The organism is Massilia eurypsychrophila (assembly GCF_002760655.1).
GTDB lineage: Bacteria > Pseudomonadota > Gammaproteobacteria > Burkholderiales > Burkholderiaceae_D > JAFCUW01.
In genome coordinates this window covers 13,283-34,327 of the sequence record NZ_PDOC01000021.1, presented here as the reverse complement: position 1 = coordinate 34,327, position 21,045 = coordinate 13,283, and the positions used below count along the sequence as shown (strand labels likewise).

The 21,045-nt window shown below is 64.9% G+C and carries 24 protein-coding genes and 1 tRNA gene; 13 read left to right on the top strand and 12 right to left on the bottom strand.

Annotated elements, in window-relative coordinates:
• The first annotated feature begins 11 nt into the window (after positions 1 to 11).
• From coaBC to CR105_RS22570, 3 genes are read left to right on the top strand one after another with little or no spacing between them, the layout of a single operon-like run.
• Positions 12 to 1,229, top strand: a complete 1,218-nt coding sequence (coaBC, locus tag CR105_RS22580) for a bifunctional phosphopantothenoylcysteine decarboxylase/phosphopantothenate--cysteine ligase CoaBC (protein ID WP_099792498.1) — start codon at positions 12 to 14, stop codon at positions 1,227 to 1,229.
• A 13-nt stretch (positions 1,230 to 1,242) separates the two neighbouring features.
• On the top strand, positions 1,243 to 1,701 hold the full coding sequence (dut, locus tag CR105_RS22575; RefSeq protein ID WP_099792433.1) for a dUTP diphosphatase: 459 nt from the start codon (positions 1,243 to 1,245) through the stop codon (positions 1,699 to 1,701).
• A 15-nt stretch (positions 1,702 to 1,716) separates the two neighbouring features.
• Entirely contained in the window at positions 1,717 to 2,805 is a 1,089-nt protein-coding gene (locus CR105_RS22570) for a M48 family metallopeptidase (protein ID WP_099792431.1), read from the top strand.
• 62 nt (positions 2,806 to 2,867) lie between these two features.
• Here the strand turns inward: CR105_RS22570 and CR105_RS28480 are convergent, their stop codons facing one another.
• A complete protein-coding gene (locus tag CR105_RS28480) occupies positions 2,868 to 3,005 on the bottom strand; it encodes a hypothetical protein (protein WP_180288274.1) in 138 nt (45 codons plus the stop codon).
• 44 nt (positions 3,006 to 3,049) lie between these two features.
• Here CR105_RS28480 and CR105_RS22565 point away from each other — a divergent pair, with 44 nt between their 5' ends.
• The 4 genes from CR105_RS22565 (at position 3,050) to CR105_RS22550 (ending at position 7,049) form a co-directional block, all read left to right on the top strand.
• Complete coding sequence (locus CR105_RS22565; RefSeq protein WP_099792429.1) at positions 3,050 to 4,060, top strand: XdhC family protein; 1,011 nt, start codon at positions 3,050 to 3,052, stop codon at positions 4,058 to 4,060.
• Between the two features lie 90 nt (positions 4,061 to 4,150).
• A complete protein-coding gene (locus CR105_RS22560) occupies positions 4,151 to 5,038 on the top strand; it encodes a DMT family transporter (protein WP_099792427.1) in 888 nt (295 codons plus the stop codon).
• Position 5,039: 1 nt separating this feature from the next.
• The gene (locus tag CR105_RS22555; protein ID WP_099792425.1) at positions 5,040 to 5,930 is read left to right on the top strand and encodes a DNA-3-methyladenine glycosylase family protein; all 891 of its coding nucleotides are present in this window, start codon (positions 5,040 to 5,042) and stop codon (positions 5,928 to 5,930) included.
• 93 nt (positions 5,931 to 6,023) lie between these two features.
• A complete protein-coding gene (locus CR105_RS22550) occupies positions 6,024 to 7,049 on the top strand; it encodes a hypothetical protein (RefSeq protein ID WP_099792423.1) in 1,026 nt (341 codons plus the stop codon).
• On the opposite strand, the gene CR105_RS22545 is transcribed toward CR105_RS22550, so the two are convergent.
• Both CR105_RS22545 and CR105_RS22540 read right to left on the bottom strand, forming a co-directional pair.
• Positions 7,050 to 7,454, bottom strand: coding sequence for a T6SS immunity protein Tdi1 domain-containing protein (locus tag CR105_RS22545; protein ID WP_099792421.1), 405 nt, complete (start codon positions 7,452 to 7,454; stop codon positions 7,050 to 7,052).
• 193 nt (positions 7,455 to 7,647) lie between these two features.
• Positions 7,648 to 7,724 (bottom strand) — tRNA-Met (locus CR105_RS22540).
• A 166-nt stretch (positions 7,725 to 7,890) separates the two neighbouring features.
• Between CR105_RS22540 and CR105_RS22535 the strand changes: the two genes are divergently transcribed.
• The 5 genes from CR105_RS22535 to CR105_RS22515 all read left to right on the top strand — a co-directional run bounded on the left by CR105_RS22535 (position 7,891) and on the right by CR105_RS22515 (position 12,145).
• Positions 7,891 to 8,472, top strand: coding sequence for an NUDIX hydrolase (locus CR105_RS22535; RefSeq protein WP_099792420.1), 582 nt, complete (start codon positions 7,891 to 7,893; stop codon positions 8,470 to 8,472).
• 2 nt (positions 8,473 to 8,474) lie between these two features.
• The gene (aat, locus tag CR105_RS22530) at positions 8,475 to 9,203 is read left to right on the top strand and encodes a leucyl/phenylalanyl-tRNA--protein transferase (RefSeq protein ID WP_099792418.1); all 729 of its coding nucleotides are present in this window, start codon (positions 8,475 to 8,477) and stop codon (positions 9,201 to 9,203) included.
• A gap of 87 nt (positions 9,204 to 9,290) precedes the next feature.
• Positions 9,291 to 10,022, top strand: coding sequence for an arginyltransferase (locus tag CR105_RS22525; RefSeq protein ID WP_099792417.1), 732 nt, complete (start codon positions 9,291 to 9,293; stop codon positions 10,020 to 10,022).
• Positions 10,023 to 10,052: 30 nt separating this feature from the next.
• Positions 10,053 to 11,102, top strand: a complete 1,050-nt coding sequence (locus CR105_RS22520) for a quinone-dependent dihydroorotate dehydrogenase (protein ID WP_099792415.1) — start codon at positions 10,053 to 10,055, stop codon at positions 11,100 to 11,102.
• The gene (locus CR105_RS22515) at positions 11,099 to 12,145 is read left to right on the top strand and encodes an aldo/keto reductase (protein ID WP_099792413.1); all 1,047 of its coding nucleotides are present in this window, start codon (positions 11,099 to 11,101) and stop codon (positions 12,143 to 12,145) included. Before CR105_RS22520 ends, CR105_RS22515 begins: the two co-directional genes overlap by 4 nt.
• Positions 12,146 to 12,154: 9 nt before the next feature.
• On the opposite strand, the gene CR105_RS22510 is transcribed toward CR105_RS22515, so the two are convergent.
• The 7 genes from CR105_RS22510 to CR105_RS22480 all read right to left on the bottom strand — a co-directional run bounded on the left by CR105_RS22510 (position 12,155) and on the right by CR105_RS22480 (position 18,233).
• On the bottom strand, positions 12,155 to 13,090 hold the full coding sequence (locus tag CR105_RS22510; RefSeq protein ID WP_099792411.1) for a CysB family HTH-type transcriptional regulator: 936 nt from the start codon (positions 13,088 to 13,090) through the stop codon (positions 12,155 to 12,157).
• Positions 13,087 to 14,160: a sulfate/molybdate ABC transporter ATP-binding protein gene (locus tag CR105_RS22505; RefSeq protein ID WP_099792409.1), complete on the bottom strand. Its 1,074-nt coding sequence runs from the start codon at positions 14,158 to 14,160 to the stop codon at positions 13,087 to 13,089. Before CR105_RS22505 ends, CR105_RS22510 begins: the two co-directional genes overlap by 4 nt.
• Positions 14,157 to 15,086 carry a sulfate ABC transporter permease subunit CysW gene (gene cysW / locus CR105_RS22500; protein ID WP_099792407.1) on the bottom strand — a complete coding sequence of 310 codons (930 nt, stop codon included), beginning with the start codon at positions 15,084 to 15,086 and terminating at the stop codon, positions 14,157 to 14,159. The genes CR105_RS22505 and cysW overlap by 4 nt, the downstream gene beginning before the upstream one ends.
• A complete protein-coding gene (gene cysT / locus CR105_RS22495; RefSeq protein ID WP_099792405.1) occupies positions 15,083 to 15,937 on the bottom strand; it encodes a sulfate ABC transporter permease subunit CysT in 855 nt (284 codons plus the stop codon). The genes cysW and cysT overlap by 4 nt, the downstream gene beginning before the upstream one ends.
• 108 nt (positions 15,938 to 16,045) lie before the next feature.
• Positions 16,046 to 16,819 (bottom strand): sulfite exporter TauE/SafE family protein, encoded by a 774-nt coding sequence (locus tag CR105_RS22490; protein ID WP_099792403.1) that lies wholly within the window; start codon positions 16,817 to 16,819, stop codon positions 16,046 to 16,048.
• A gap of 154 nt (positions 16,820 to 16,973) precedes the next feature.
• Positions 16,974 to 17,612, bottom strand: coding sequence for a peroxiredoxin (locus tag CR105_RS22485; protein ID WP_099792401.1), 639 nt, complete (start codon positions 17,610 to 17,612; stop codon positions 16,974 to 16,976).
• A 234-nt stretch (positions 17,613 to 17,846) separates the two neighbouring features.
• On the bottom strand, positions 17,847 to 18,233 hold the full coding sequence (locus tag CR105_RS22480) for a diacylglycerol kinase (protein ID WP_099792496.1): 387 nt from the start codon (positions 18,231 to 18,233) through the stop codon (positions 17,847 to 17,849).
• A gap of 138 nt (positions 18,234 to 18,371) precedes the next feature.
• On the opposite strand from CR105_RS22480, the gene CR105_RS22475 reads away from it, so the two are divergent.
• Positions 18,372 to 19,145 carry an IclR family transcriptional regulator gene (locus CR105_RS22475; RefSeq protein WP_099792399.1) on the top strand — a complete coding sequence of 258 codons (774 nt, stop codon included), beginning with the start codon at positions 18,372 to 18,374 and terminating at the stop codon, positions 19,143 to 19,145.
• Positions 19,146 to 19,148: 3 nt separating this feature from the next.
• Here CR105_RS22475 and CR105_RS22470 read toward each other — a convergent pair whose 3' ends face one another.
• Positions 19,149 to 20,195, bottom strand: coding sequence for a serine hydrolase (locus CR105_RS22470; protein ID WP_099792397.1), 1,047 nt, complete (start codon positions 20,193 to 20,195; stop codon positions 19,149 to 19,151).
• A 153-nt stretch (positions 20,196 to 20,348) separates the two neighbouring features.
• Positions 20,349 to 21,044, bottom strand: a complete 696-nt coding sequence (locus CR105_RS22465; protein WP_099792395.1) for a nitroreductase — start codon at positions 21,042 to 21,044, stop codon at positions 20,349 to 20,351.
• Position 21,045 lies beyond the last annotated feature (1 nt).

Below are 21,045 nucleotides of genomic sequence, written 5' to 3'. Positions count from 1 at the left end.
CTTGCATGACGATGGATTTGAAGGGCAAGAAGATCGTCCTCGGCCTGTCCGGCGGGGTGGCCTGCTACAAGGCGGCCGACTTGTGCCGCCAGCTGATCAAGGAAGGCGCGGTGGTCCAGGTCGTGATGACCGAAGCTGCCACCCACTTCATCGGCACCGTGACGATGCAGGCGCTGTCGGGCAACCCGGTGCACACCGACCAGTGGGATGCGCGCATCGCCAACAACATGGCCCACATCGACCTCACGCGCGGCGCCGACGCCATCCTGATTGCACCCTGTTCGGCAGACTTCATCGGCAAGCTGGCGCACGGCGCCAGCGACGACCTGCTGTCGACACTGTGCCTGGCGCGCCCGCGCGATGTGCCGCTGCACATCGCGCCGGCCATGAATGTCGAGATGTGGGACAACCCGGCCACGCGCCGCAACGTCGCCCAGTTGCGCGCCGACGGCCTGTGCATCTTCGGTCCGGCCGCCGGCGACCAGGCGTGCGGCGAGACCGGCTTTGGCCGCATGCTCGAACCGGACGAACTGCTCGAAGAACTGGTGGCGTCGTTCCAGCCGAAAGTGCTGGCCGGGCGCCGCGTGCTGATCACCGCCGGCCCGACGTTCGAGGCGATCGATCCGGTGCGCGGCATCACCAACCTGTCGTCCGGGAAGATGGGTTACGCGGTGGCGCGCGCGGCGCGCGAAGCCGGCGCCGACGTCGTGCTGGTGTCGGGCCCGACCACGCTGCCCACGCCGCACGGCGTGCGCCGCGAGAACGTGCAAAGCGCGCAGCAGATGCATGACGCCGTGATGGCCGCCGTCGGTGGCCAGCACGTCTTCATCGGCGTGGCCGCCGTGGCCGACTGGCGCGTCACCAACGCCAGCGAACAGAAAATGAAAAAGCACGACGGCGGCGCGCCGCAGCTCGAATTCGCCCAGAACGCCGACATCCTGGCGTCGGTCGCGGCCACCACCTCCATTTCCGGCTGGCCGTACTGTGTCGGCTTCGCCGCCGAATCGGAAAACCTGCTTGAATTTGGCGCAATCAAGCGCGAGAAAAAAGGGATTCCTCTGTTGGTTGGCAATATCGGCCCGCAGACTTTCGGCCAGGATGACAACACAGTGATCCTGTTCGACGAAAGCGGCCACACCGTGCTGCCGCGTGCCGACAAGCTCACGCTGGCGCGCCAGCTCATTTCCGAGATCGCCAAGCGGATCGACCAGCGCTCCTTTCTCACCTGATTTACAAGGCTCCATGAAGACCATCGACATCAAGATTCTCGACCCGCGCATGAAGGAGCTGCTGCCTTCCTACGCCACCCCGGGCAGCGCCGGCCTTGACCTGCGCGCCTGCATCGACGAGGCCATCACCATCGAGGCCGGCGCCACGGTGCTGATCCCGACCGGCCTGGCGATCCACGTCGCCGATCCCGGCTACTGCGCGATGATCCTGCCGCGCAGCGGCATGGGCCACAAGAACGGCATCGTGCTCGGCAATCTGGTAGGCTTGATCGACTCCGACTATCAGGGCCAGTTGATGGTCTCTACCTGGAACCGCGGGCAGCAGGCATTCACGCTGAACCCGATGGAACGGCTGGCGCAGCTCATGATCGTGCCGGTCATGCAGGTTGCATTCAACGTCGTCGACGAATTCGACTCGGGCAAGCAAAGCCAACGCGGTGCTGGCGGTTTCGGTAGCACCGGCAAACAATAATAAGTGAGGAAATCTATGAAGCGCATCGTTCGTCTTCGGACCGCCCTGCCGGCACTGGCGCTGGCCTTGCTGGTTTCAGGCTGCACCACCCCTCCACGCATGCTGCAAGGCCCGGTTCCGTCGGCGCCCCAAGAGCAGCCGGAAGAAGTCGTGCCGCGGTTGACGCCGCGCATGGCCGCCGCCGCCGAATCGCTGACCCGCATGGCCGCCTTGCAGGACCGCCTGTACCGCGTCGCCGCACCGCTGTTGATCAACAACGCGGAGCTGTGCAAGGACAAGGCGCGCAGCCTGCTCGGCTTCACCGCCAAGAACCGCCACTCGTACCCGGGCGAATACAACGAGGCGGCGCACGTCGCCTTTGGCATGGACGAACACCTGCAGGTAACCGGCGTGCTGGCCGGCAGCGGCGCGGCGCAAGCGGGCCTGCGCCGCGGCGACCGCCTGATGACCGCCGGCGCCAAGCCGCTGCCAAGCGGCGCGAACGCGTCGACCCTGGCCGGCGGCGTCTTCGGCCCGCTGCTGGCCGCCAATCCGAGCCTGCCGATGGGCGTTGAACGCGATGGCAGGGAGAAGAACCTGACCATCCCGGTCACCCGCGCCTGCGGCTTCGGCATCGAACTGGGAAATGCAGACAACATCAACTCGTATGCCGACGGCACGCGCGTGATGGTCACCCGCGGCATGATCGGCTTCACGCAGAACGACGACGAACTGGCCTACCTGCTGGCCAAGGGAATGGCGCACAACCTGCTCGGCCACGCCGCCGCTCAGCGCAATACCGGCACTATTACCAGCATCGTCGACAACCTCGCCGCGGTGAAGCCCGATACGTCGATGCTGATCGGCAGCGGCGGCATCAAGGCGATGCCGTCGGACCTCGACGTCGCCGCCGACCGCCTGGCGGTGTACCTGGTCGCGCGCGCCGGCTACAGCATCGACGGCATCGCGCCGTTCTGGAAGCGCCTTGCGGCGACCCATCCGGGCACGGTGCTTAACGGGTATGTGGCAAACCATCCTGCCACCGCGGCGCGTGTCGCGGCCATCGAGAAGACGGTTGCCGAAGTGAAGGCGAAGCCAGGTTCGCGCAAGTCGGTGACGCCGTAAGGTCGGGCACCAGGTAGAAGAAGCGAGTCCGGGTCTGACCTATGGTCAGACCCCAGCATCTCTCAGAAGTTCGGGAAATCGGGGAAGAACGTCCCCATCATCCACGTCAGCAGTCCGCAAAACACCACCGCAGCGACCAGCACGGCCAGCAACCGGCCGAACTTCGGCGAGCCGTCGTCTTTTTTTGTATCATGGTCCATATTATCCACCGTGCGTGTAGTCAGACGCCCAGTATATTCGATCCATGGACAGCATAGACCTTGAAGTATTAAAGACCGCCGCGCTCTGGCTTGCGAACGGCCGCCGCTGCCAACTCGTTACCGTGGTCAAGACGTGGGGATCGAGCCCGCGGCCGATCGGCGCCACCCTCGCCATCTGCGAGGACGGCCAGGTTGTCGGCTCGGTGTCGGGCGGCTGCATCGAGGACGACCTGATCGAGCAGGTGCGCCAGCACGGCATCACCCGCACCGTTCCCGAAATTCTCAGCTACGGCATCAGCGCCGACGAAGCGCACCGCTTCGGTCTGCCGTGCGGCGGCACCATCGAACTGGCGATCGAGCCACTGTCGGCCGCCAGCGGCATCGACGAACTGCTGGCGCGGCTCGAACGCCACGAGCTGGTGGCGCGCCGGCTCGACCTGGCCAGCGGCGCCGTCACGCTGACGCACGCCGACGCCGGCGCCACCCAGCTAGTGGCCGATGGCGCGCTGTGCACCGTGCACGGGCCGCGCTGGCGCCTGTTCATCATCGGCGCCGGCCAGCTGTCGCGGTTTGTGGCGCAAGTGGCCAGCGCGATGGATTACCACGTCACCGTGTGCGACCCGCGCGAGGAATACAGCGCCGGCTGGCAGCTGCCCGGCGTCGAGCTGGTGCACACGATGCCGGACGACCTGGTGATCGACGCGAAGCTGGACCGGCGCAGCGCGGTGCTGGCGCTGACCCACGACCCCAAGCTCGACGACCTGGCGCTGATGGAAGCGCTCAAGTCGGACGCCTTCTATGTCGGGGCAATCGGTTCGCGCCTGAACAACGCCAAGCGGCGCGAGCGGCTCAAGCTGTTCGACCTGAACGACGCCGAGCTGGCGCGCCTGCATGGGCCGGTTGGCCTGTACATCGGCAGCAAGACGCCGGCCGAGATCGCGATATCGATCCTGGCCGAGATGACGGCGGTGAAGAACGGCGTGCCGGCCGGCCTGCAAGTGAACCATGCCGCCGCGCTGACGCCGGCCGGCACCGAGGCCTGCGTGCGCGACTAAGCAGTTCGGACCAAGCAGTTCGAGCGCAAGAAACAGGTTGCGCAGGCGCGCGCTTGCTCCACACTACCCCGTTTCACTGACCGGATTTTTATGAACACAGCAAACTTCCTGCGCCTGGTGCTGCTCGCGGCGATCTGGGGAAGCTCCTTTCTTTTCATGCGCATCTGCGCGCCGGTGCTGGGGCCGGCGGTGCTGATCGAATACCGCGTCGCCTTTGCCGCGCTGTTTCTCGCCATCGTCGGCCTGTTCCTGAAGAAGCGGCTGGACCTGCGCGCCAACTGGAAGCACTATCTGATGCTGGGGTTGTTCAATTCGGCGCTGCCGTTTTTGCTGTTCGCGTTCGCCGCGCGCACCTTGACCGCTTCTGTGCTGTCGGTGCTGAACGCCACCGCGCCGATGTGGGGCGCGCTGATCGGCGCGGCCTGGTCGCGCCAGCGCATCAGCGGGCGCGTCGCCGCCGGCCTGTTGCTCGGCACCGGCGGCGTCGCGCTGCTGGTCGGCTTCGATCACGCCACGTCCGGCCCGGGCGCGGCGCTGGCGGTGGCGGCGGCGCTGGCCGCGGCGCTCAGCTACAGCCTGGCCAGCGCGTATGCGCGCACCGCCAGGAGCGTCGAGCCGTTCGCCAATGCCCACGGCAGCATGTGGGCCGCCGCGCTGCTGGTGCTGCCGCTGGTGCCGTTCTTTCCGGCGCCGGCCGCGCCGACGATGGGCATCATGGCCGCCGCCCTGGCGCTCGGCGTGGTCTGCAGCGGCATCGCCTACATCCTGTACTTCAAGCTGATCGACGACGTCGGCCCGACCTCGGCGCTGACCGTCACCTTCCTCAATCCCTTGTTCGGTATCCTGTGGGGCGTGCTGTTCCTCGGTGAGGCGGTCGGCTGGTACACCGCCGTGGGCGCGGCCATCGTCATCGCCGGCACCGCGCTGGTGACCGGTTTCGTGCCGCGCTTCGGCGCGAAACCGGCGCGGGTCAATTGAGATGCCGGCGACGCTGCAGATAACGATCCCGCTGCCTCCCGGCTACCAGGCGGCCGACGTGCTGGCCTTCCACAGCCGCGATGCCGAAGGCGTCGCCGAGCAGGTGTCGGCCGGGCGCATCGGCAAGGGCGTGCTGCTCGACGGCGTGGCGGTGCTGCTCGAGGTGACGCTGGGCGAATCGCTGGCGCGCTGCGACGTGCACGCCGACGGCGCGCTGACCGACGCGGCGCGCGCGATGATCGACGACGCCCTGCTCAATATCCTTGGCCTGCGCATCGACCCGGCGCCGTTCCTGGCACTGGCCGGCGGCGATGCGCTGCTGGGCGCTGCCGCGCGGCGCAGTCCGGGCCTGCGCATCGTGCAGTCGGCCACCATCTTCGAAGCGCTGACCTGGGCCATCATCGGCCAGCAGATCAACCTGCCGTTCGCCATCGCGCTACGCCGCACCTTCATCGTGCAGGCCGGCCGCCAGCACAGCAGCGGGCTGTGGTGCTATCCGGAAGCGGCGCAGGTCGCCGCGCTCGACGCCGCCGACCTGACGGGGCGCAAGTTTTCGCGCTCGAAGGCCGACACGCTGCTGCGCGTGGCGCGCCTGCTCGACGCCGGCGAACTGAGCCTGGCGCGCGACGACGACATCGCCACGGCCAGCGCGGCGCTGCTGGCGGTCAAGGGCATCGGCCCGTGGACCGTCAACTACGCGCTGCTGCGCGGCTACGGCTATGCCGACTGCTCCCTGCATGGCGACGTTGCCATCCGCGCCGCATTCCAGAAGCTGCTGAACGAAGACGCCAAGCCCGACATTGCCCGCACCGAAGCGTTGCTCGAGCGCTACCGGCCGCACCGGACGATGGCCGCAGCCCACCTGTGGGCCAGTCTCAGCCATGCCGACTGACTAGCCACCGTTTGCGTTAGCGCAAACACACCGCGCCCGGCGGGCCAACCCTCATCGATTCAAGCGCTCCAACTGCTGAAGGAGGCCAGACCGATGAAGCGCTTATGCTGCCTGACCGCCGTACTGGCCGCCGCCGGCGGCGCGCCTGCCCAGACACCGGATGCCGATCGACGGGGCGCCTACCTGTCATTCCAACACGGCAATGGCAATATTTATGGCGACGACCTGCGCGGCGACCGCTCGATGTCCTGGCGCGCCGGCGAATTGCGGCTCGGGCGCGAACTCGATCCGGCGCTGCTCGGGCTGGACCGGACCCGCCGCGACTCGAGCGTGCGGATCGATTTCGTCTATAACAACGAAGGCCATCCCGACAACCACCATCGCGACGGCTTTGCGCTGCAGGCCACCATCACGCGCGCGCTGGGCGCCGGCTTCACAGGGGAACTGTCGGCCGGGCCCTATTCGACCTACGACACCACAATGGTCAATGGCGTCGAGATCAACGAAGCGAGCCGTGGCATCCTTAGCAGTGTAGCGCTGCGCTATCGCCTCGATCGCTGGACGCCGGGGTTGCACTTGCGGCTAGCGTACAACCACGTCTGGATGCGCCGTGCGCACCGCTCGCACGCCGTCATGATCGGCGTCGGCCGCCAGTTTGCCAGCGTGCCGCCTTACACCGAAGGCACGCTGCGGCAAGGGCGCCTGTGGCTCGGCGCTTCGCTCGGCAGCTCGAAAACGACGCAAACGGGGCGGCGGGCGGTTGCCAGCGGAACACTGGAGGCAAAGCAATACGGCGGCAAATGGGCGCTGTCGGCCAAGGCGGTGCTCGAAGGCGATGACGAGGTGATGGTCGACCGCCGCGGCGTCGCCGTGCAGGGCTGGTTCGTGCAGCCGGTCACCCGTAACTGGCAGGTCGCGGTCGGATTCGGCCCGTATGTGGCACGCAACCGGCGCGGCCCGCACCGCACCGGCGTGCATGGCTTGCTGACCATGCAAGCCGAACGGAAACTCGACAAGCGCACCAAGGCGTTTTTCGCCCTTAGCCGCGTCAAGAGTTACCAGCAGGCAAATGACCGCGATGTGTTCCACGTCGGCGTGATGCGCGCCTTCGGCGGCTGATCAGTCCAGGCCAAGGAATTGCTGCGCACCCTCGCCGCTGAAACGGATCAGGTCCAGCAGCGGCGCGGTGGCCAGGTTGTCCTCGCCGTATTCGCCGCCGAGCACGCCCGGCACCGTCATGCAGTACTTGCGCCCGGACGCCAGCGGCCCGAGCTTTTCACGCGCCAGGGTCACCAGTTCGGTCATGTACCAGCCGTGGAGAAATTGCTGGTTGTAGGACAGCTTGTCGAACTCGTCCTGGTCGCCGGCCACCGGTTCACAGCGTAATTCCTGTGGACAAAGGCGCCAGTATCTACCGTCTTCATCGCGGATGATCAGGTTGCCGAAGTCGTTTTCCCCGAGCACTTCGACAGCCGTCAGCCCGACCCAGCCCCACGATTGATTGATTTCGTCAACAGTACTCATTGTTTCGCGCTCCTGTCGTGTGACCGCCCCGACAGGGGACGGCCATTGGTTCGACCGCGGCAGCGGGCCAATGTCCGGCCTGCCTGCGGCGAAGTTGACGCACATCGAGGAGTGCCCCGGTTGCATGAAAGCACACGAGCAAATACGGAAAAGCCGCTAGTTCCTTTCGAAACTAGCGGCTTGTCTGCAATTCTGGTTGCGGGGACAGGATTTGAACCTGTGACCTTCGGGTTATGAGCCCGACGAGCTGCCAGACTGCTCCACCCCGCAGGAAAGATTATACGGACAATCGACCGGTTAGGCAATATCAATCTATAGGCAATGTGCGATAGCAGCACGCTTCGTCTGGCCGATGCCGGTTTCGGCCTGCTCCCGGTTGCGGCGAAGCGGACGCAATCGGTGTAAAGTAAGCGAAATAACATCCTACCGGCTACCTATGAAATTTTGTTCCGACTGCGCCCATCCCGTCGCCCTGGCTATTCCCGAGGGCGACAACCGGCCGCGCTACGTCTGCGCGCAATGCGACGCAATTCATTACCAGAATCCCAAGCTGGTGATCGGCTCCCTGCCGGTCTGGGAAAGCGATGGCGAACTGCAAGTGCTGCTGTGCAAGCGGGCGATCGAACCACGCTACGGCTACTGGACATTGCCCGCCGGCTTCATGGAAAACAGCGAAACGACGGCCGAGGCGGCAATCCGCGAAACGGAAGAAGAAGCCGGCGCCAACATCGAGCTTGGCCCCTTGTTTACGTTGCTCAACGTGGCGCACGTCCATCAAGTGCATCTGTTCTACCTGGCGCGGCTGCGCGACCTCGACTTTGCCGCCGGCATCGAAAGCCTGGACGTGCGCCTGTTCAGCGAACGCGACATTCCGTGGGACGACCTTGCCTTCCCGACCATTCGCAAGACGCTGGAACTGTTCTTTGCCGATCGCGTCAAAATCCGTGAAGGCGGCAGTTACGGATTCCACAGTATGGACATCGTGCGTCCGATGCGTGCCGCCAGCGACCCTGGCTGACCATGATTCCCTGGCTCGAAACGAATACGCCGTTTCCCGACGTCTCGCACGCGCTGACGATCGACGCGCCCGGCCTGCTCGCGGCCGGCGCCGACCTGTCGCCGCAGCGGCTGCTGATCGCCTACCAGCACGGCATCTTTCCGTGGTTTTCCGAGGGCCAGCCGATCCTGTGGTGGAGCACCGATCCGCGCATGGTGCTGCGCACCGACCAATTCCGCATCAGCGACAGCCTGAAAAAAACGCTGCGCCGGGTCGAGCGCAGCATGCAGGAGGGCGGGCGCTGGCAGGTGCGGTTCGACAGCGCGTTCGAAGGCGTCATGCGCGCCTGCGCGGCGCCGCGCCGCGACGGCCCCGGCACCTGGATTTCGAAAGACATCATCGACGGCTACACCGGCCTGCACGCGATGGGCTACGGTCATTCGTCGGAACTGTGGCTCGACGGCGAACTGGTGGGCGGCGCCTATGGCGTGTGCATCGGCCGCATGTTTTACGGCGAATCGATGTTCGCGCGCGTTACCGACGGCTCCAAGATCGCGCTCGCTTACCTGGTTGCCTTCCTGCGCAGCCACGGGGTGGCGATGATCGACTGCCAGCAGGAGACCGGGCACCTGGCGTCGCTTGGCGCGGCGCCGATTTCCCGCGCCGAGTTTCTTGAACACTTGCGCGCCGCCATCCGCGCACCGGGCATTTCGAACTGGCAGCCGGTGCCGCCCTTGACAGCGGCCCGGTGAGGATGCGAATCTTTCGTTAGAATAGATTAGGATACAGACGTAGAACCACACACCGTAGCGCAACCACGTCACATCGAGAGCATCCGCATGACGCACCTGAACGACCTGCCATTTTCAACGCTGCAGTTCTACACAACGGCGCCCTACCCGTGCAGCTACCTCGACGCACGCCAGGCGCGCTCGCAGGTGGCCACCCCGTCCCACCTGATCAACGCCGACGTTTATTCCGAACTGGTCAAGAACGGCTTTCGCCGCAGCGGCATCTTCACCTACCGGCCGTATTGCGACGGCTGCCAGGCCTGCATCCCGGTGCGGGTGCGCACCGACGAGTTCAAGCCGAGCCGCGGCCAGCGCCGCGCCGCGGCGCGCCATGCGTCGCTGGCGGCGATCGTCGCCAACCTCGGCTTCTCCGACGAGCACTACGCGCTGTATCTGCGCTACCAGAGCACGCGCCACGTCGGCGGCGGCATGGACCAGGACAGCCGCGACCAGTACGCCCAGTTCCTGCTGCAAAGCCGGGTCAACACGCGCCTGGTCGAATTTCGCGAGCCCGATGGCGTGCTGCGCATGGTGTCGATCATCGACGTGCTGTCCGACGGCCTGTCGTCGGTCTACACGTTTTTCGACCCTGACGTGGCGGGCGCCTCGTTCGGCACCTACAACGTGTTGTGGCAGATCGCCCAGGCCCACGAACTGGGGTTGCCGTACGTGTATCTCGGCTACTGGATCGAGCAAAGTCCGAAGATGGCGTACAAGACCAACTTCCGCCCGCTCGAGGCGCGCATCAATGGCGCCTGGGGGCTGCTCGACAAGAGGTAAAATGAGCGGTCCGCACAACCCCCGCCCCCCATGTCCGATAAACTGCTGTACGCCCTCACCCGTCCCCTGCTGTTCGCGCTCGATCCGGAAGCTGCCCACAACCTGACCTTGCCGGCGCTGCGCCGCGCCGCCGCGCTCGGCCTCACGCGCGCGTTCGCCAAGCCGGCGCCCGATCCGCGCACGGTGATGGGCATCACCTTCCCCAACCCGGTCGGCCTCGCCGCCGGGCTCGACAAGGACGGCGCCTACATCGATGGCCTGGCGGCGCTTGGCTTCGGGTCGATCGAAGTGGGCACCGTGACGCCGCGCGGCCAGGCCGGCAATCCGAAGCCGCGCATGTTCCGCCTGCCGCAAGCGAAGGCCATCATCAACCGCATGGGCTTTAACAACGGCGGCGTCGACGCCTTTGTCGCCAACGTGCAGGCCTCGAAGTTCTACCAGAACAAGGAGGGAGTGCTGGGACTGAACATCGGCAAGAACGCCGACACGCCGATCGAGCGCGCGGCCGAGGACTACCTGCACTGCCTGCAGAAGGTCTACCCGTACGCCAGCTACGTCACGGTGAACATCTCGTCGCCCAACACGAAGAACCTGCGCCAGCTGCAAGGCGCCTCCGAACTGGACGCGCTGCTGGCGCAGCTCAAGGACGCGCAGTCGCGCCTGGCCGACCGGCACCAACGCTACGTGCCGATCACGCTCAAGATCGCGCCCGACATCGACTCCGAGCAGGTCAAGAACATCGCCGGCGCGCTGCTGCGGCACCGGATCGACGGCGTCATCGCCACCAACACGACGCTGTCGCGCAGCGCCGTCGAGGGCATGGAGCATGGCCTTGAGGCCGGCGGCCTGTCGGGCAAGCCGGTGTTCGAACTGTCGAACATCGTGATCCGCGCACTGCACTACGAACTGGGCGACGAGCTGCCGATCATCGGCGTCGGCGGCATCATGTCGGGCGCCGACGCCAAGGCCAAGATGGATGCCGGCGCCGCGCTGGTGCAGCTCTACAGCGGCCTGATTTACACCGGGCCGGCGCTGGTGCGCGAGTGCGCCAACGCCATCAGACAAGGAACTGTGCGATGAAAACCACACTACTCGGAACGAGCCCGCTGCGCGTGTCGAAGGTATGCCTGGGAACGATGACGTTCGGCGAACAGAACACCGAAGCGGATGCCCACAGCCAGCTCGATTACGCGCTCGAACGCGGCATCAACTTCATCGACACCGCCGAGATGTATCCGGTGATGCCGCGCGCCGACACGCAGGGCGCGACCGAGCGCTTCATCGGTTCGTGGCTGAAGAAGACCGGCCGGCGCGGCGACGTCGTGCTGGCCACCAAGGTGGCCGGCCCGAATCCGGGGCTGCACTGGGTACGCGGCGGCGCCAACAACCTCGACGCGGCCAACATCCGCGCCGCGGTCGAGACGAGCCTGCAGCGCCTGCAGACCGACCACATCGACTTGTACCAGCTGCACTGGCCGAGCCGCAACGTGCCGATCTTCGGCGCTACCGCGTTCGAGCCGCACAAGGAGCGCAGCTGCGTGGCGATCGAAGACACGCTGGCGGCGCTGGGCAGCCTGGTCGACGCCGGCAAGATCGGCCAGATCGGCGTCTCCAACGAGAGCTCGTGGGGCGTGTGCGAGTTCACCAAGCAGTCCGAGATCAAAGGTCTGCCGCGCATCGCCACCATCCAGAACCTGTACAACCTGACCGCGCGCGGCTTTGAAACAAGCCTGTTGGATGAGACCTGCTTTCGCGAAGAGGTTGGCCTGCTCGCTTACAGCCCGCTGGCGTTCGGCCAGCTAAGCGCGAAGTACCTCGACAACCCGAAGGCGAGCGGCCGGCTGACGATCTTCCCGCCGACGTGGAGTCCGCGCTACCTGCGCCCGTCGGTGCTGGCGGCGGTGAAGGAGTATGCGCAGCTGGCGCGCGAGAACGGCATGACGCCGGCGCAGATGGCGCTGGCCTGGTGCTATACGCGGCCGTTCGTCGCCTCGACGATCATCGGCGCGACCAGCCTGGCGCAGCTCAAGGAAAACATCGACTCCGCCGAGACGACCCTGCCCGAGCACATGATCGACTCGATCAACGCCATCCACGCGCGGCTACCAAACCCCGGCCAGTAAGACCCGAAGCTAGCTGTGCGCCGCCTCGGCGTTCAACGCGCGGTCGATTTCGGCGCGCGTGAGCGCCGGCGCGAACTGCTCGATGAAGTGATACGCATACGAGCGCAGGTAGGCGCCACGGCGCACCGCCAGGCGGGTGACGTTCTGTGCGAACAGGTGCGACGCCTCGACCGCGCGCAGTCCCTTGTCGCGCCCATGGTCGAAGGCCATCGACGCCACCAGCCCTACTCCGAGGCCCAGCGACACGTACTGCTTGATGACGTCCGAGTCCATTGCGGTGAGCACGATGTCGGTCTTGACGCCTGCCTTGGCGAAGGCGGCGTCGATGTGGCCGCGGCCGGTGAAGCCGACATCGTAGGTGATCAGCGGGTACGCGGCCAGTTCCTCCAGCCGGATCGGCGAATGCGCCAGCAGCGGATGCCCGTCCGGCACCACGATCAGGTGGCTCCAGCTGTAGCAGGGGAACGAGACCAGGTCGGGAAACTGCGACAGGCCTTCGGTGGCGATGCCGAAATCGGCCTTGCCCGACAAGACCCACTCGGCGATGTGATCGGGCGCGCTTTGCTGCAGCGCGATACGCACCTCGGGAAAATCGGCGCGAAAGGACTGCACCACCTTCGGCAGCGCATAGCGCGCCTGCGTGTGGGTCGCGGCGATCGACAGCGTGCCGCTCTTCTGGCCGGCGTACTCGAGGCTGGCCTGCTGCAGGTTTTCCGCTTCCACCAACAGCCGGTCGACGATCTTCAGGATGCCCTTGCCGGGATCGGTCAAGCCGGTCAGGCGCTTGCCGTTGCGCTCGAAGATGACGACGCCGAGTTCATCTTCGAGTTCGCGGATCTGGCGGCTCACGCCGGGCTGCGACGTGAACAGCGCGTTGGCAACTTCGGTCAGGTTGAAGTTGCGCCGCGCCGCCTCGCGAATCGAGCGCAGCTGCTGGAAATTCATATGGCCGCGCCCTGGTCGACGAACACCTGCATGCGGCGCGGCCGCACGACCAGCGTCTCGCCGTCCTTGAGCTGCAGCTGGCGATAGCGTTCGTTCGGGATGACCGCCTCGATGATTTCGGCGTTGTCGGTGCGTTCGAGGTCGAGCTGGGCGAGCGGCCCGATCGCGTGGGCGCGGCGCAGCTTGACGACGATGCCTTCGGCGCCGGGCGCATAGCGGTCGACTTCGAGGTCGTGCGGACGCACGTAGGCGATGCCTTTGCCGTCCTGGACTTCGGCGTGGTCGGGCACGTCGAAGGTGGTGCCGCCGCTGGCCAGCACGCCTTCGTGCACGCGGCCGTGGAACAGGTTGACGTTGCCGAGAAAGCCGTAGACGAACGGCGACGCCGGGTGGTTGTACACGGCGTCGGGCGTGCCGAGCTGCACGACCCGGCCTTTGTTCATCAGCACCACCTGGTCGGCCACCTCGAGCGCCTCTTCCTGGTCGTGGGTGACGAAGATGCTGGTCACGTGCAGGTCGTCGTGCAGGCGGCGCAGCCAGCGCCGCAGCTCCTTGCGCACCTTGGCGTCGAGCGCGCCGAACGGCTCGTCGAGCAGCAGCACGCGCGGCTCGACCGCGAGCGCGCGCGCCAGGGCGATGCGCTGACGCTGCCCGCCCGACAGCTGCGGCGGATAGCGGTCAGCCAGCCAGTCGAGCTGCACCAGGTCGAGCAACGACCGGACCTTGTCGCGGATCGCCTGCTCCGACGGGCGGTCCTTGCGCGCCTTGACGCGCAGGCCGAAGGCGACGTTCTCGAACACGGTCATGTGCTTGAACAGCGCGTAATGCTGGAACACGAAGCCGACCTGGCGCTCGCGCACGTGGCGCGCGGAGGCGTCTTCGCCGTCCAGCAGGACCTGGCCAGAGTCGGGATGCTCGAGGCCGGCGATGATGCGCAGCAGCGTCGTCTTGCCGCAGCCGGAAGGCCCCAGCAGCGCGGTCAGTTCGCCGGTGGGGAACTGCAGCGAGACGTTATCGAGCGCAGTGAACTGGCCGAACTGCTTGCGGATGTTGTTGACTTCGATCGTCATGCTGTGTGCTCCAGGATGCGCACGTCGGAATCGACGTTCTGTGATTCGTGCAGGCGCCATTCGATGAATGACTTGATCGCCAGCGTTACCAGCGCCAGCAAGGCGAGCAGCGAGGCGATCGCGAAGGCGGCCGCGAAGTTGTATTCGTTGTAGAGAATCTCGACCTGCAGCGGCATGGTGTTGGTCTCGCCGCGGATGTGGCCCGACACCACCGACACCGCACCGAATTCGCCCATGGCGCGCGCGTTGCACAAGATGACGCCGTACAGCAGGCCCCATTTGATGTTCGGCAGCGTCACGCGGCGGAAGGTGTTCCAGCCGGAGGCGCCCAGCACCAGCGCGGCCTCTTCTTCTTCGGTGCCCTGCGCCTGCATCAGCGGGATCAGTTCGCGCGCGACGAACGGGAATGTGATGAAGATGGTGGCGAGCACGATGCCAGGCACGGCGAACAGGATCTTGATGTCGTGCTCCTGCAGCCACGGGCCGATCCAGCCCTGGGCGCCGAACATCAGCACGTAGATCAGGCCCGAGATCACCGGCGACACCGAGAACGGCAGGTCGATCAGCGTCAGCAAAATGCTCTTGCCGCGGAATTCGAACTTGGCGATGGCCCAGGAAGCGGCGACGCCGAACACGAGGTTCAGCGGCACCGCGATCACCGCGGCGATCAAGGTCAGCTTGATGGCGGAGACGGCATCGGGATCGGTGATCGCGGCCAAGTAGGCCTGCCAGCCTTTCTTGAATGCTTCGGCAAATACCGCCGCCAGCGGCACGAACAGGAACAGCGTGAGGAAGGACAGCGCGACGACGATCAGCGAGATGCGGATCCAGGCAGGCTCGAATACATTCGAGGCGGTGGGCAGCTCGCCGCGGCGCGGCGGTGCGACGGCAGGGGTATCCACGATTTTTTCTACGAGCGCGCTCATTTTTTGCCCGCCCGGGTGCGGCTCCATGCCTGCAGCAGGTTAATCGTCAACAGCATGGCGAACGACGCCAGCAGCATCACCACCGCGATCGCGGTGGCGCCGGCGTAGTCGTACTGTTCCAGCTTGGTAATGATGAACAGCGGCGTGATCTCGGACACCATCGGCATGTTCCCGGCGATGAAAATGACCGAGCCGTATTCGCCGGTGGCGCGCGCAAAGGCGAGCGCGAAGCCGGTCAACAACGCCGGCATGATGGTCGGAAAGACGACGCGCGCGAAGATCTGCAGCGAACTCGCGCCCAGGCTGGCGGCGGCTTCCTCGAGTTCGCGTTCGGCTTCTTCGAGCACCGGCTGCACCGTGCGCACGACGAACGGCAGGCCGATGAAGGTCAGCGCCACCACCACGCCGAGCGGCGTGAAGGCGACCTTGATGCCGAATTCGGCGAGGTATTTTCCGATCCAGCCATTGGTCGAATACAGCGCGGTGAGCGTAATGCCGGCGACCGCGGTCGGCAGCGCGAACGGCAGGTCGACCAGTGCGTCGACGAAGCGCTTGCCGGGGAATTTATAGCGCACCAGCACCCAGGCGACGATTCCGCCGAAGATGACGTTGATGAAAGCGGCGATCAGCGACGCGCCGAAACTGAGCTTGTACGACGCGACTACCCGGTCCGACGTGACCGCGCTCCAAAAGGCTTCCCACGTCATCGTGAAGGTCTTCAGGAACACCGCCGACAGCGGAATCAGGACGATCAGCCCGAGGTAGAAAATGGTGAAGCCGAGCGACAGGCCAAAGCCGGGCATGACCCGGAATGGCGCGCCTTGCGGCTTGGGGATGGAGACAGCTGGCATTCGGTCCTCTTATTACGAATTCTTCTATGAGGATGCGATAATCGCACCAGAAACTCATAACGCAAACGAAGCATTTCGCATTTGCATAGACGAATTGGCTATTAAGAACTAGTAAATCAGTTTCGCGGCCACGCCGGTCAAGGTTGCAGCCAGCAGGCCGCGCAGGAAACGCTCGGGCACGGCGCGCGCGCCGTACGATCCGATCATGATGCCGGGCACCGACCCGACCAGCAGCGCACCGAGCAGGTTCCAGTCGATCGAGCCGAGCCACCAGTGGCCGAACGCGGCAATGGCGGTCAGCGGCACGGCGTAGGCGATGTCGGTGCCGGCCACTTCAGCCGAGCTCATGCGTGGATACAGCATCACCAGCAAGGTGGCGCCGATGGCGCCGGCGCCGATCGACGACACCGTCACCAGCACGCCGAGCACGGCGCCGGAGACGACGGTCGCGATAAACAGCGGGCGGCCGTGCAACTGGCGGCTTGGCTTGGCATTGATCCAGGCCAGCATGCGCGGCTTGAACAGCAGCGCGGTGACCGTCAGCAGGACCGAGCCGGCGATCGAATAACGGATCACCTGGCCGATTTCCTTGTCGAGGGCGCCGAACTGCTTGAGCGCCAGCGTGGCCAGCACCGCGGCGGGCAAGGCGCCGACGCATAGCGCGCGCACGATGTCCCAGCGGATGGTGTCGCGCAGGCGATGGGTGAAGGTGCCGGCGGTCTTGGTGATCGAGGCGAATGCCAAGTCGGTGCCGACCGCGACCGATGGCGGCACGCCGAACAGCAAGGTCAGCAGCGGGGTCATCAATGAGCCACCGCCGACTCCGGTCATGCCGACGAGCAAGCCTACGGCGAATCCGGAAATGATATAAGTCAGAAGCATATGGTCCCTCAAGTTAGCTGCAAGGTTAAGCTAACTGAGCGATATGCCAAACAACGGTTATCTTATTTGCTTATGCGTTCAAAGTCGGCCTGGCGACCGAGCTCGTTGGCGGCCAAAAAACGCGCCCGGAGGCGCGTTCGTTGCGTTGCTCGAGTTACTTGTTCGGCTGCGGCGTCATCCGCAAATATGGCCGCTCCGCAGTGAATCCCTTTGGATACTTCTGCTTGATCACCTCGGGATCTTGCACCGTCAGCGGGATGATCACGTCATCGCCGTCGCGCCAGTTGCCGGGCGTGGCGACCGTGTGCTTGTCGGTCAGCTGCAGCGCGTCGATCACCCGCAGCACTTCGTCGAAATTGCGCCCGGTGCTCATCGGATAGGTGATCGTCAGCCGCACCTTCTTCTGCGGGTCGATGATGAACAGCGAGCGCACCGTCGCCGTCACCGACTGGTTCGGGTGGATCATGTCGTACAGCACCGATACCGTTTTGTCCTCGTCGGCAATGATCGGAAAGCCGACCACGGTCTGCTGGGTCTCTTCGATGTCGCGGATCCAGTTCTTGTGGGCTTCGGCCGGGTCGACCGACAACGCGATCGCCTTGACGTTGCGTTTCTCGAACTCGGGCTTGAGCTTGGCGGTCAGGCCGAGCTCGGTAGTGCAGACCGGGGTGAAGTCGGCCGGGTGGGAAAACAATACCACCCACGAGTCGCCCGCCCACTCGTGGAACTTGATCTTGCCAATTGAGGAATCCTGCTCGAAATCAGGGGCGATGTCGCCCAAGCGTAATGTCATGGTGGTCTCCAGAGGTGTTGAAAGGGTCAGGCGCGCCAATGCTCATGCCGGCAACGCCGGATGTCCATTGTGCGCCCGATCATATAATAAGTGCAACTTCTCCCAACCCGGCGGCCAGTCGCCGAGGCCGGATTCGGCATTGCTGTGACCGAGCGCAGCGGCGGCGACCAGAGTCGTCCTGGACCACACGCCAGCACTCGGGGTGGCGCCGTTGCCACCTGCTACGAATAAGCGCTAGTAGAAACGGTTGAACAGCACCACGGCCCAGGCCGCGGCGGCAATGCCGATCGCCAGCGCGACCGCCGCGCTGCCGAGGTCCTTGGCATTTTTCGACAGCGGATGGGGCTCGAGCGAGATGCGGTCGACCACCGCCTCGATGGCCGAGTTGATCAGTTCGACAACCAGCACAAACACCAGCACGGCGACCAGCATCAGCTTCTCGAAGGCGGAGATCTTCATGCTCAGCGCCGTGACGGTGCCGATCACCACGACCAGCATTTCCTGGCGAAACGCGGCTTCGTTCTGCCAGGCCGCGCGGAAGCCGTCCATCGAATAGGAGAAGGCTGAAACGATGCGCTTGACACCGTTCTTGCTTTTGAAATCGCTGACTGGCTGGACCATGGGAAGTTTGATAAATGGCATGTGATGCGCCATTATGCGCCGCCCCGGCCGCGATGGGGACAACGCGCCCGGTGTTTGCCAATCCTTTTCACATTATGGTATAAAGAGACATATATACTGCACCGCACCAACCACATCATGAAAATTGACTCAGTCGAAGCGCCGAAAACCTCGATTCAAGTGATCGAACGCATGGTCGCGCTGCTCGACGCGCTAGCGACCTACAGCGATCCGGTCAGCCTGAAGGAGTTGTCGAAGGTGTCTGGCCTGCATCCCTCAACGGCGCACCGCATCCTCAATGACATGGTCATTACCCGTTTCGTCGACCGGGTCGAGCCGGGCACCTACCGGCTCGGCATGCGATTGCTGGAACTGGGCAATGTGGTCAAGAGCCGGCTGTCGGTGCGCGAGGCGGCGCTCGACTACATGCGTGCGCTGCACAAGAAAACTCAGCAGACCATCAACTTGTCGGTGCGCCAGGGCGACGAGATCGTCTACATCGACCGCGCATTTTCCGAGCGCTCCGGCATGCAAGTGGTGCGGGCGATCGGCGGGCGCGGTCCATTGCACCTGACATCGACCGGCAAGCTGTTTTTGTCGGTCGACGACCCGAAGGCGATCCGCTCGTACGCGACGCGCACCGGACTTGCCGGGCACAACAAGAATTCGATCACCGACCTGGGCAAACTCGAGCGTGAGCTGAGCCTGGTGCGTTCGCGCGGCTATGCGCGCGACAACGAAGAGCTGGAGCTGGGGGTGCGCTGCATGGCGGCCGGCATCCACGACGATACCGGCAAGCTCATCGCAGGGCTGTCGATCTCGGCGCCGGCCGACCGGCTGCAGGAAGAATGGCTGGAAGACCTGACGCAAACGGCCGGCCAGATTTCGGCCACGCTCGGCTACACGCCGTAGCGCTTAACCGACGCCTGGCGGCTTGAGCGCTTCGAGCCAGCGGCGCATGCGCCCGGCATCGGCAGTGCGCGACTGCTTGCCCTTCGAATCGAGGAACACCATGATCACCGCGCGCCCCTGGATCATCGTTTGCATGACCAGGCAGCGCCCTGCTTCGTTGATGAAGCCGGTCTTTTGCAGGCCGATGTCCCAGTCGGGACTGGCCACCAGGTAGTTGGTGTTCGAGTAGTGCATCATGCGCCCGCTGGCGTCGACGACCGATTTCGGATCGGTGGAATACTCGCGCAGCAGCGGTTCCTGGTGCGCCACGACGGCAAGCTTGGCCAAGTCGCGCGCGCTGGCGATGTTGCGGCTCGACAGGCCACTCGAGTCCACATAGCGCGTATCGTTCATGCCGAGCAGGCGCGCCTTGGCATTCATCGCCGCGACGAAGGCGGCCGTGCCACCCGGATAGTTGCGGCCCAGGGCGGCGGCGGCGCGATTTTCCGAACTCATCAACGCAATGTGCAGCAGGCTCCCGCGCGTCATGCGCGCGCCGACACGCAGGCGCGAACTGGTGTGCTTCTCGCGGTCGACGTCGTCGTCGGTAATGGTGAGCATTTCGTTCATGTCCTGCTGCGCGTGCACGACGACCAGGCCGGTCATCAGCTTGGTGATCGAGGCGATCGGCAGCGCGACGTTGGCGTTCTTTTCGAACAGCACTTCCGAATTGGCCTGATCGAGCACGAAGGCGACGCTGGAAGCGAGCGCTAGCGGATCACGCGTGAGGTTCAGGCCGGCGACATCGCCAGCGGTGCGGATGGGAATGAAGTTGGCGCTGCGCACAGGCCGGTAGATGACCGAACGCTTGCCACGGAGCACGATGATGCGCTTGGCAATGCGCGGCCGCTCCTTGGCCACCGCACTCGCCTGCACCTTGCGCCTGGCCGGTTTCTTGACAGTATGTTTCTTGACAGACGTTGCCTGTGGGCGTGCTTCCGTGCTCGCGGCGGACGCCGGCGTGAGGATGAACAGCAACGAAACAATGGCGCCCAACGCAAGCTTAAACATCTGTAAATCCTTTGAGGCGAACCGAGGAACACTCGTTGCAGTGTAGCAAAACACTCAGCAATGGCAAGCGAATTTAACCTTTAAAGGAATACTTATGCAACTGCGCAACGGTCGCGTCGATATGCGTTCGTTGTTAGTCAACAGTGTACGACTTTATTCGAGAAACCGTACAAACTGGGCAACCGAAGCGCGCTCCGTGATCAAGGAATTCTCGATTTTTTCGACGTCGGCGTAGCCGAGCGCCATGCCGCACACCACCGTTTCGCTGGATGGCAGCGACAGTTGCTCGGCGATGATGCGGTGGAACTGGGTGAACGCGGCCTGTGGGCAAGTATCGAGTCCGCGCCCGCGCGCTGCCACCATTATGTTCTGCAAGAACATGCCATAGTCCAACCAGGAACCTTGCTCGAGCACGCGGTCGATCGTGAAGATCAGGCCGACGGGGGCGTCGAAGAAACGGTAGTTGCGCCCGTGCTGGGCAGCCATCCCGGCCTTGTCTTCGCGCGTCAGGCCGAGCAGCGCGTACAGGTCCCAGCCGACCTTGCGGCGGCGCTCGATGAACGGCGACACCCACTGGCGCGGGTAATAGTTGTACTCCTCGGTGTGGGCGGCGGCCGCGTCCTTGTCGCCGTACACCGCCAGGATCGCCGCCGACAGGCGCTCCTTGGCGTCGCCGGTCAGCACCGTCACTTTCCATGGCTGGATGTTGGTGCCCGACGGCGCGCGTGCGCTGACCTCGAGGATCGCTTCGATGTCTTCCCGCGCGACCGGGGTCGGCAGGAAGGCGCGGATCGAGCGGCGCGAGACGATGGCATTGTCGACTGCTAGCTGCTGCTGGTTCGAGATCATT

Coding starts and splice junctions, on each gene's coding strand:
- cysW (WP_099792407.1), bottom strand. CDS start 15,086: ATGAGCGCGCTCGTAGAAAAAATCGTGGATACCCCTGCCGTCGCACCG.
- CR105_RS22555 (WP_099792425.1), top strand. CDS start 5,040: ATGCCGGCGACGCTGCAGATAACGATCCCGCTGCCTCCCGGCTACCAG.
- CR105_RS22470 (WP_099792397.1), bottom strand. CDS start 20,195: ATGTTTAAGCTTGCGTTGGGCGCCATTGTTTCGTTGCTGTTCATCCTC.
- CR105_RS22550 (WP_099792423.1), top strand. CDS start 6,024: ATGAAGCGCTTATGCTGCCTGACCGCCGTACTGGCCGCCGCCGGCGGC.
- CR105_RS22545 (WP_099792421.1), bottom strand. CDS start 7,454: ATGAGTACTGTTGACGAAATCAATCAATCGTGGGGCTGGGTCGGGCTG.
- CR105_RS22515 (WP_099792413.1), top strand. CDS start 11,099: ATGAAAACCACACTACTCGGAACGAGCCCGCTGCGCGTGTCGAAGGTA.
- CR105_RS22525 (WP_099792417.1), top strand. CDS start 9,291: ATGACGCACCTGAACGACCTGCCATTTTCAACGCTGCAGTTCTACACA.
- CR105_RS22490 (WP_099792403.1), bottom strand. CDS start 16,819: ATGCTTCTGACTTATATCATTTCCGGATTCGCCGTAGGCTTGCTCGTC.
- CR105_RS22485 (WP_099792401.1), bottom strand. CDS start 17,612: ATGACATTACGCTTGGGCGACATCGCCCCTGATTTCGAGCAGGATTCC.
- coaBC (WP_099792498.1), top strand. CDS start 12: ATGGATTTGAAGGGCAAGAAGATCGTCCTCGGCCTGTCCGGCGGGGTG.
- dut (WP_099792433.1), top strand. CDS start 1,243: ATGAAGACCATCGACATCAAGATTCTCGACCCGCGCATGAAGGAGCTG.
- CR105_RS22535 (WP_099792420.1), top strand. CDS start 7,891: ATGAAATTTTGTTCCGACTGCGCCCATCCCGTCGCCCTGGCTATTCCC.
- CR105_RS22465 (WP_099792395.1), bottom strand. CDS start 21,044: ATGATCTCGAACCAGCAGCAGCTAGCAGTCGACAATGCCATCGTCTCG.
- CR105_RS22510 (WP_099792411.1), bottom strand. CDS start 13,090: ATGAATTTCCAGCAGCTGCGCTCGATTCGCGAGGCGGCGCGGCGCAAC.
- CR105_RS22565 (WP_099792429.1), top strand. CDS start 3,050: ATGGACAGCATAGACCTTGAAGTATTAAAGACCGCCGCGCTCTGGCTT.
- CR105_RS22475 (WP_099792399.1), top strand. CDS start 18,372: ATGAAAATTGACTCAGTCGAAGCGCCGAAAACCTCGATTCAAGTGATC.
- CR105_RS28480 (WP_180288274.1), bottom strand. CDS start 3,005: ATGGACCATGATACAAAAAAAGACGACGGCTCGCCGAAGTTCGGCCGG.
- cysT (WP_099792405.1), bottom strand. CDS start 15,937: ATGCCAGCTGTCTCCATCCCCAAGCCGCAAGGCGCGCCATTCCGGGTC.
- aat (WP_099792418.1), top strand. CDS start 8,475: ATGATTCCCTGGCTCGAAACGAATACGCCGTTTCCCGACGTCTCGCAC.
- CR105_RS22505 (WP_099792409.1), bottom strand. CDS start 14,160: ATGACGATCGAAGTCAACAACATCCGCAAGCAGTTCGGCCAGTTCACT.
- CR105_RS22480 (WP_099792496.1), bottom strand. CDS start 18,233: ATGGTCCAGCCAGTCAGCGATTTCAAAAGCAAGAACGGTGTCAAGCGC.
- CR105_RS22570 (WP_099792431.1), top strand. CDS start 1,717: ATGAAGCGCATCGTTCGTCTTCGGACCGCCCTGCCGGCACTGGCGCTG.
- CR105_RS22560 (WP_099792427.1), top strand. CDS start 4,151: ATGAACACAGCAAACTTCCTGCGCCTGGTGCTGCTCGCGGCGATCTGG.
- CR105_RS22520 (WP_099792415.1), top strand. CDS start 10,053: ATGTCCGATAAACTGCTGTACGCCCTCACCCGTCCCCTGCTGTTCGCG.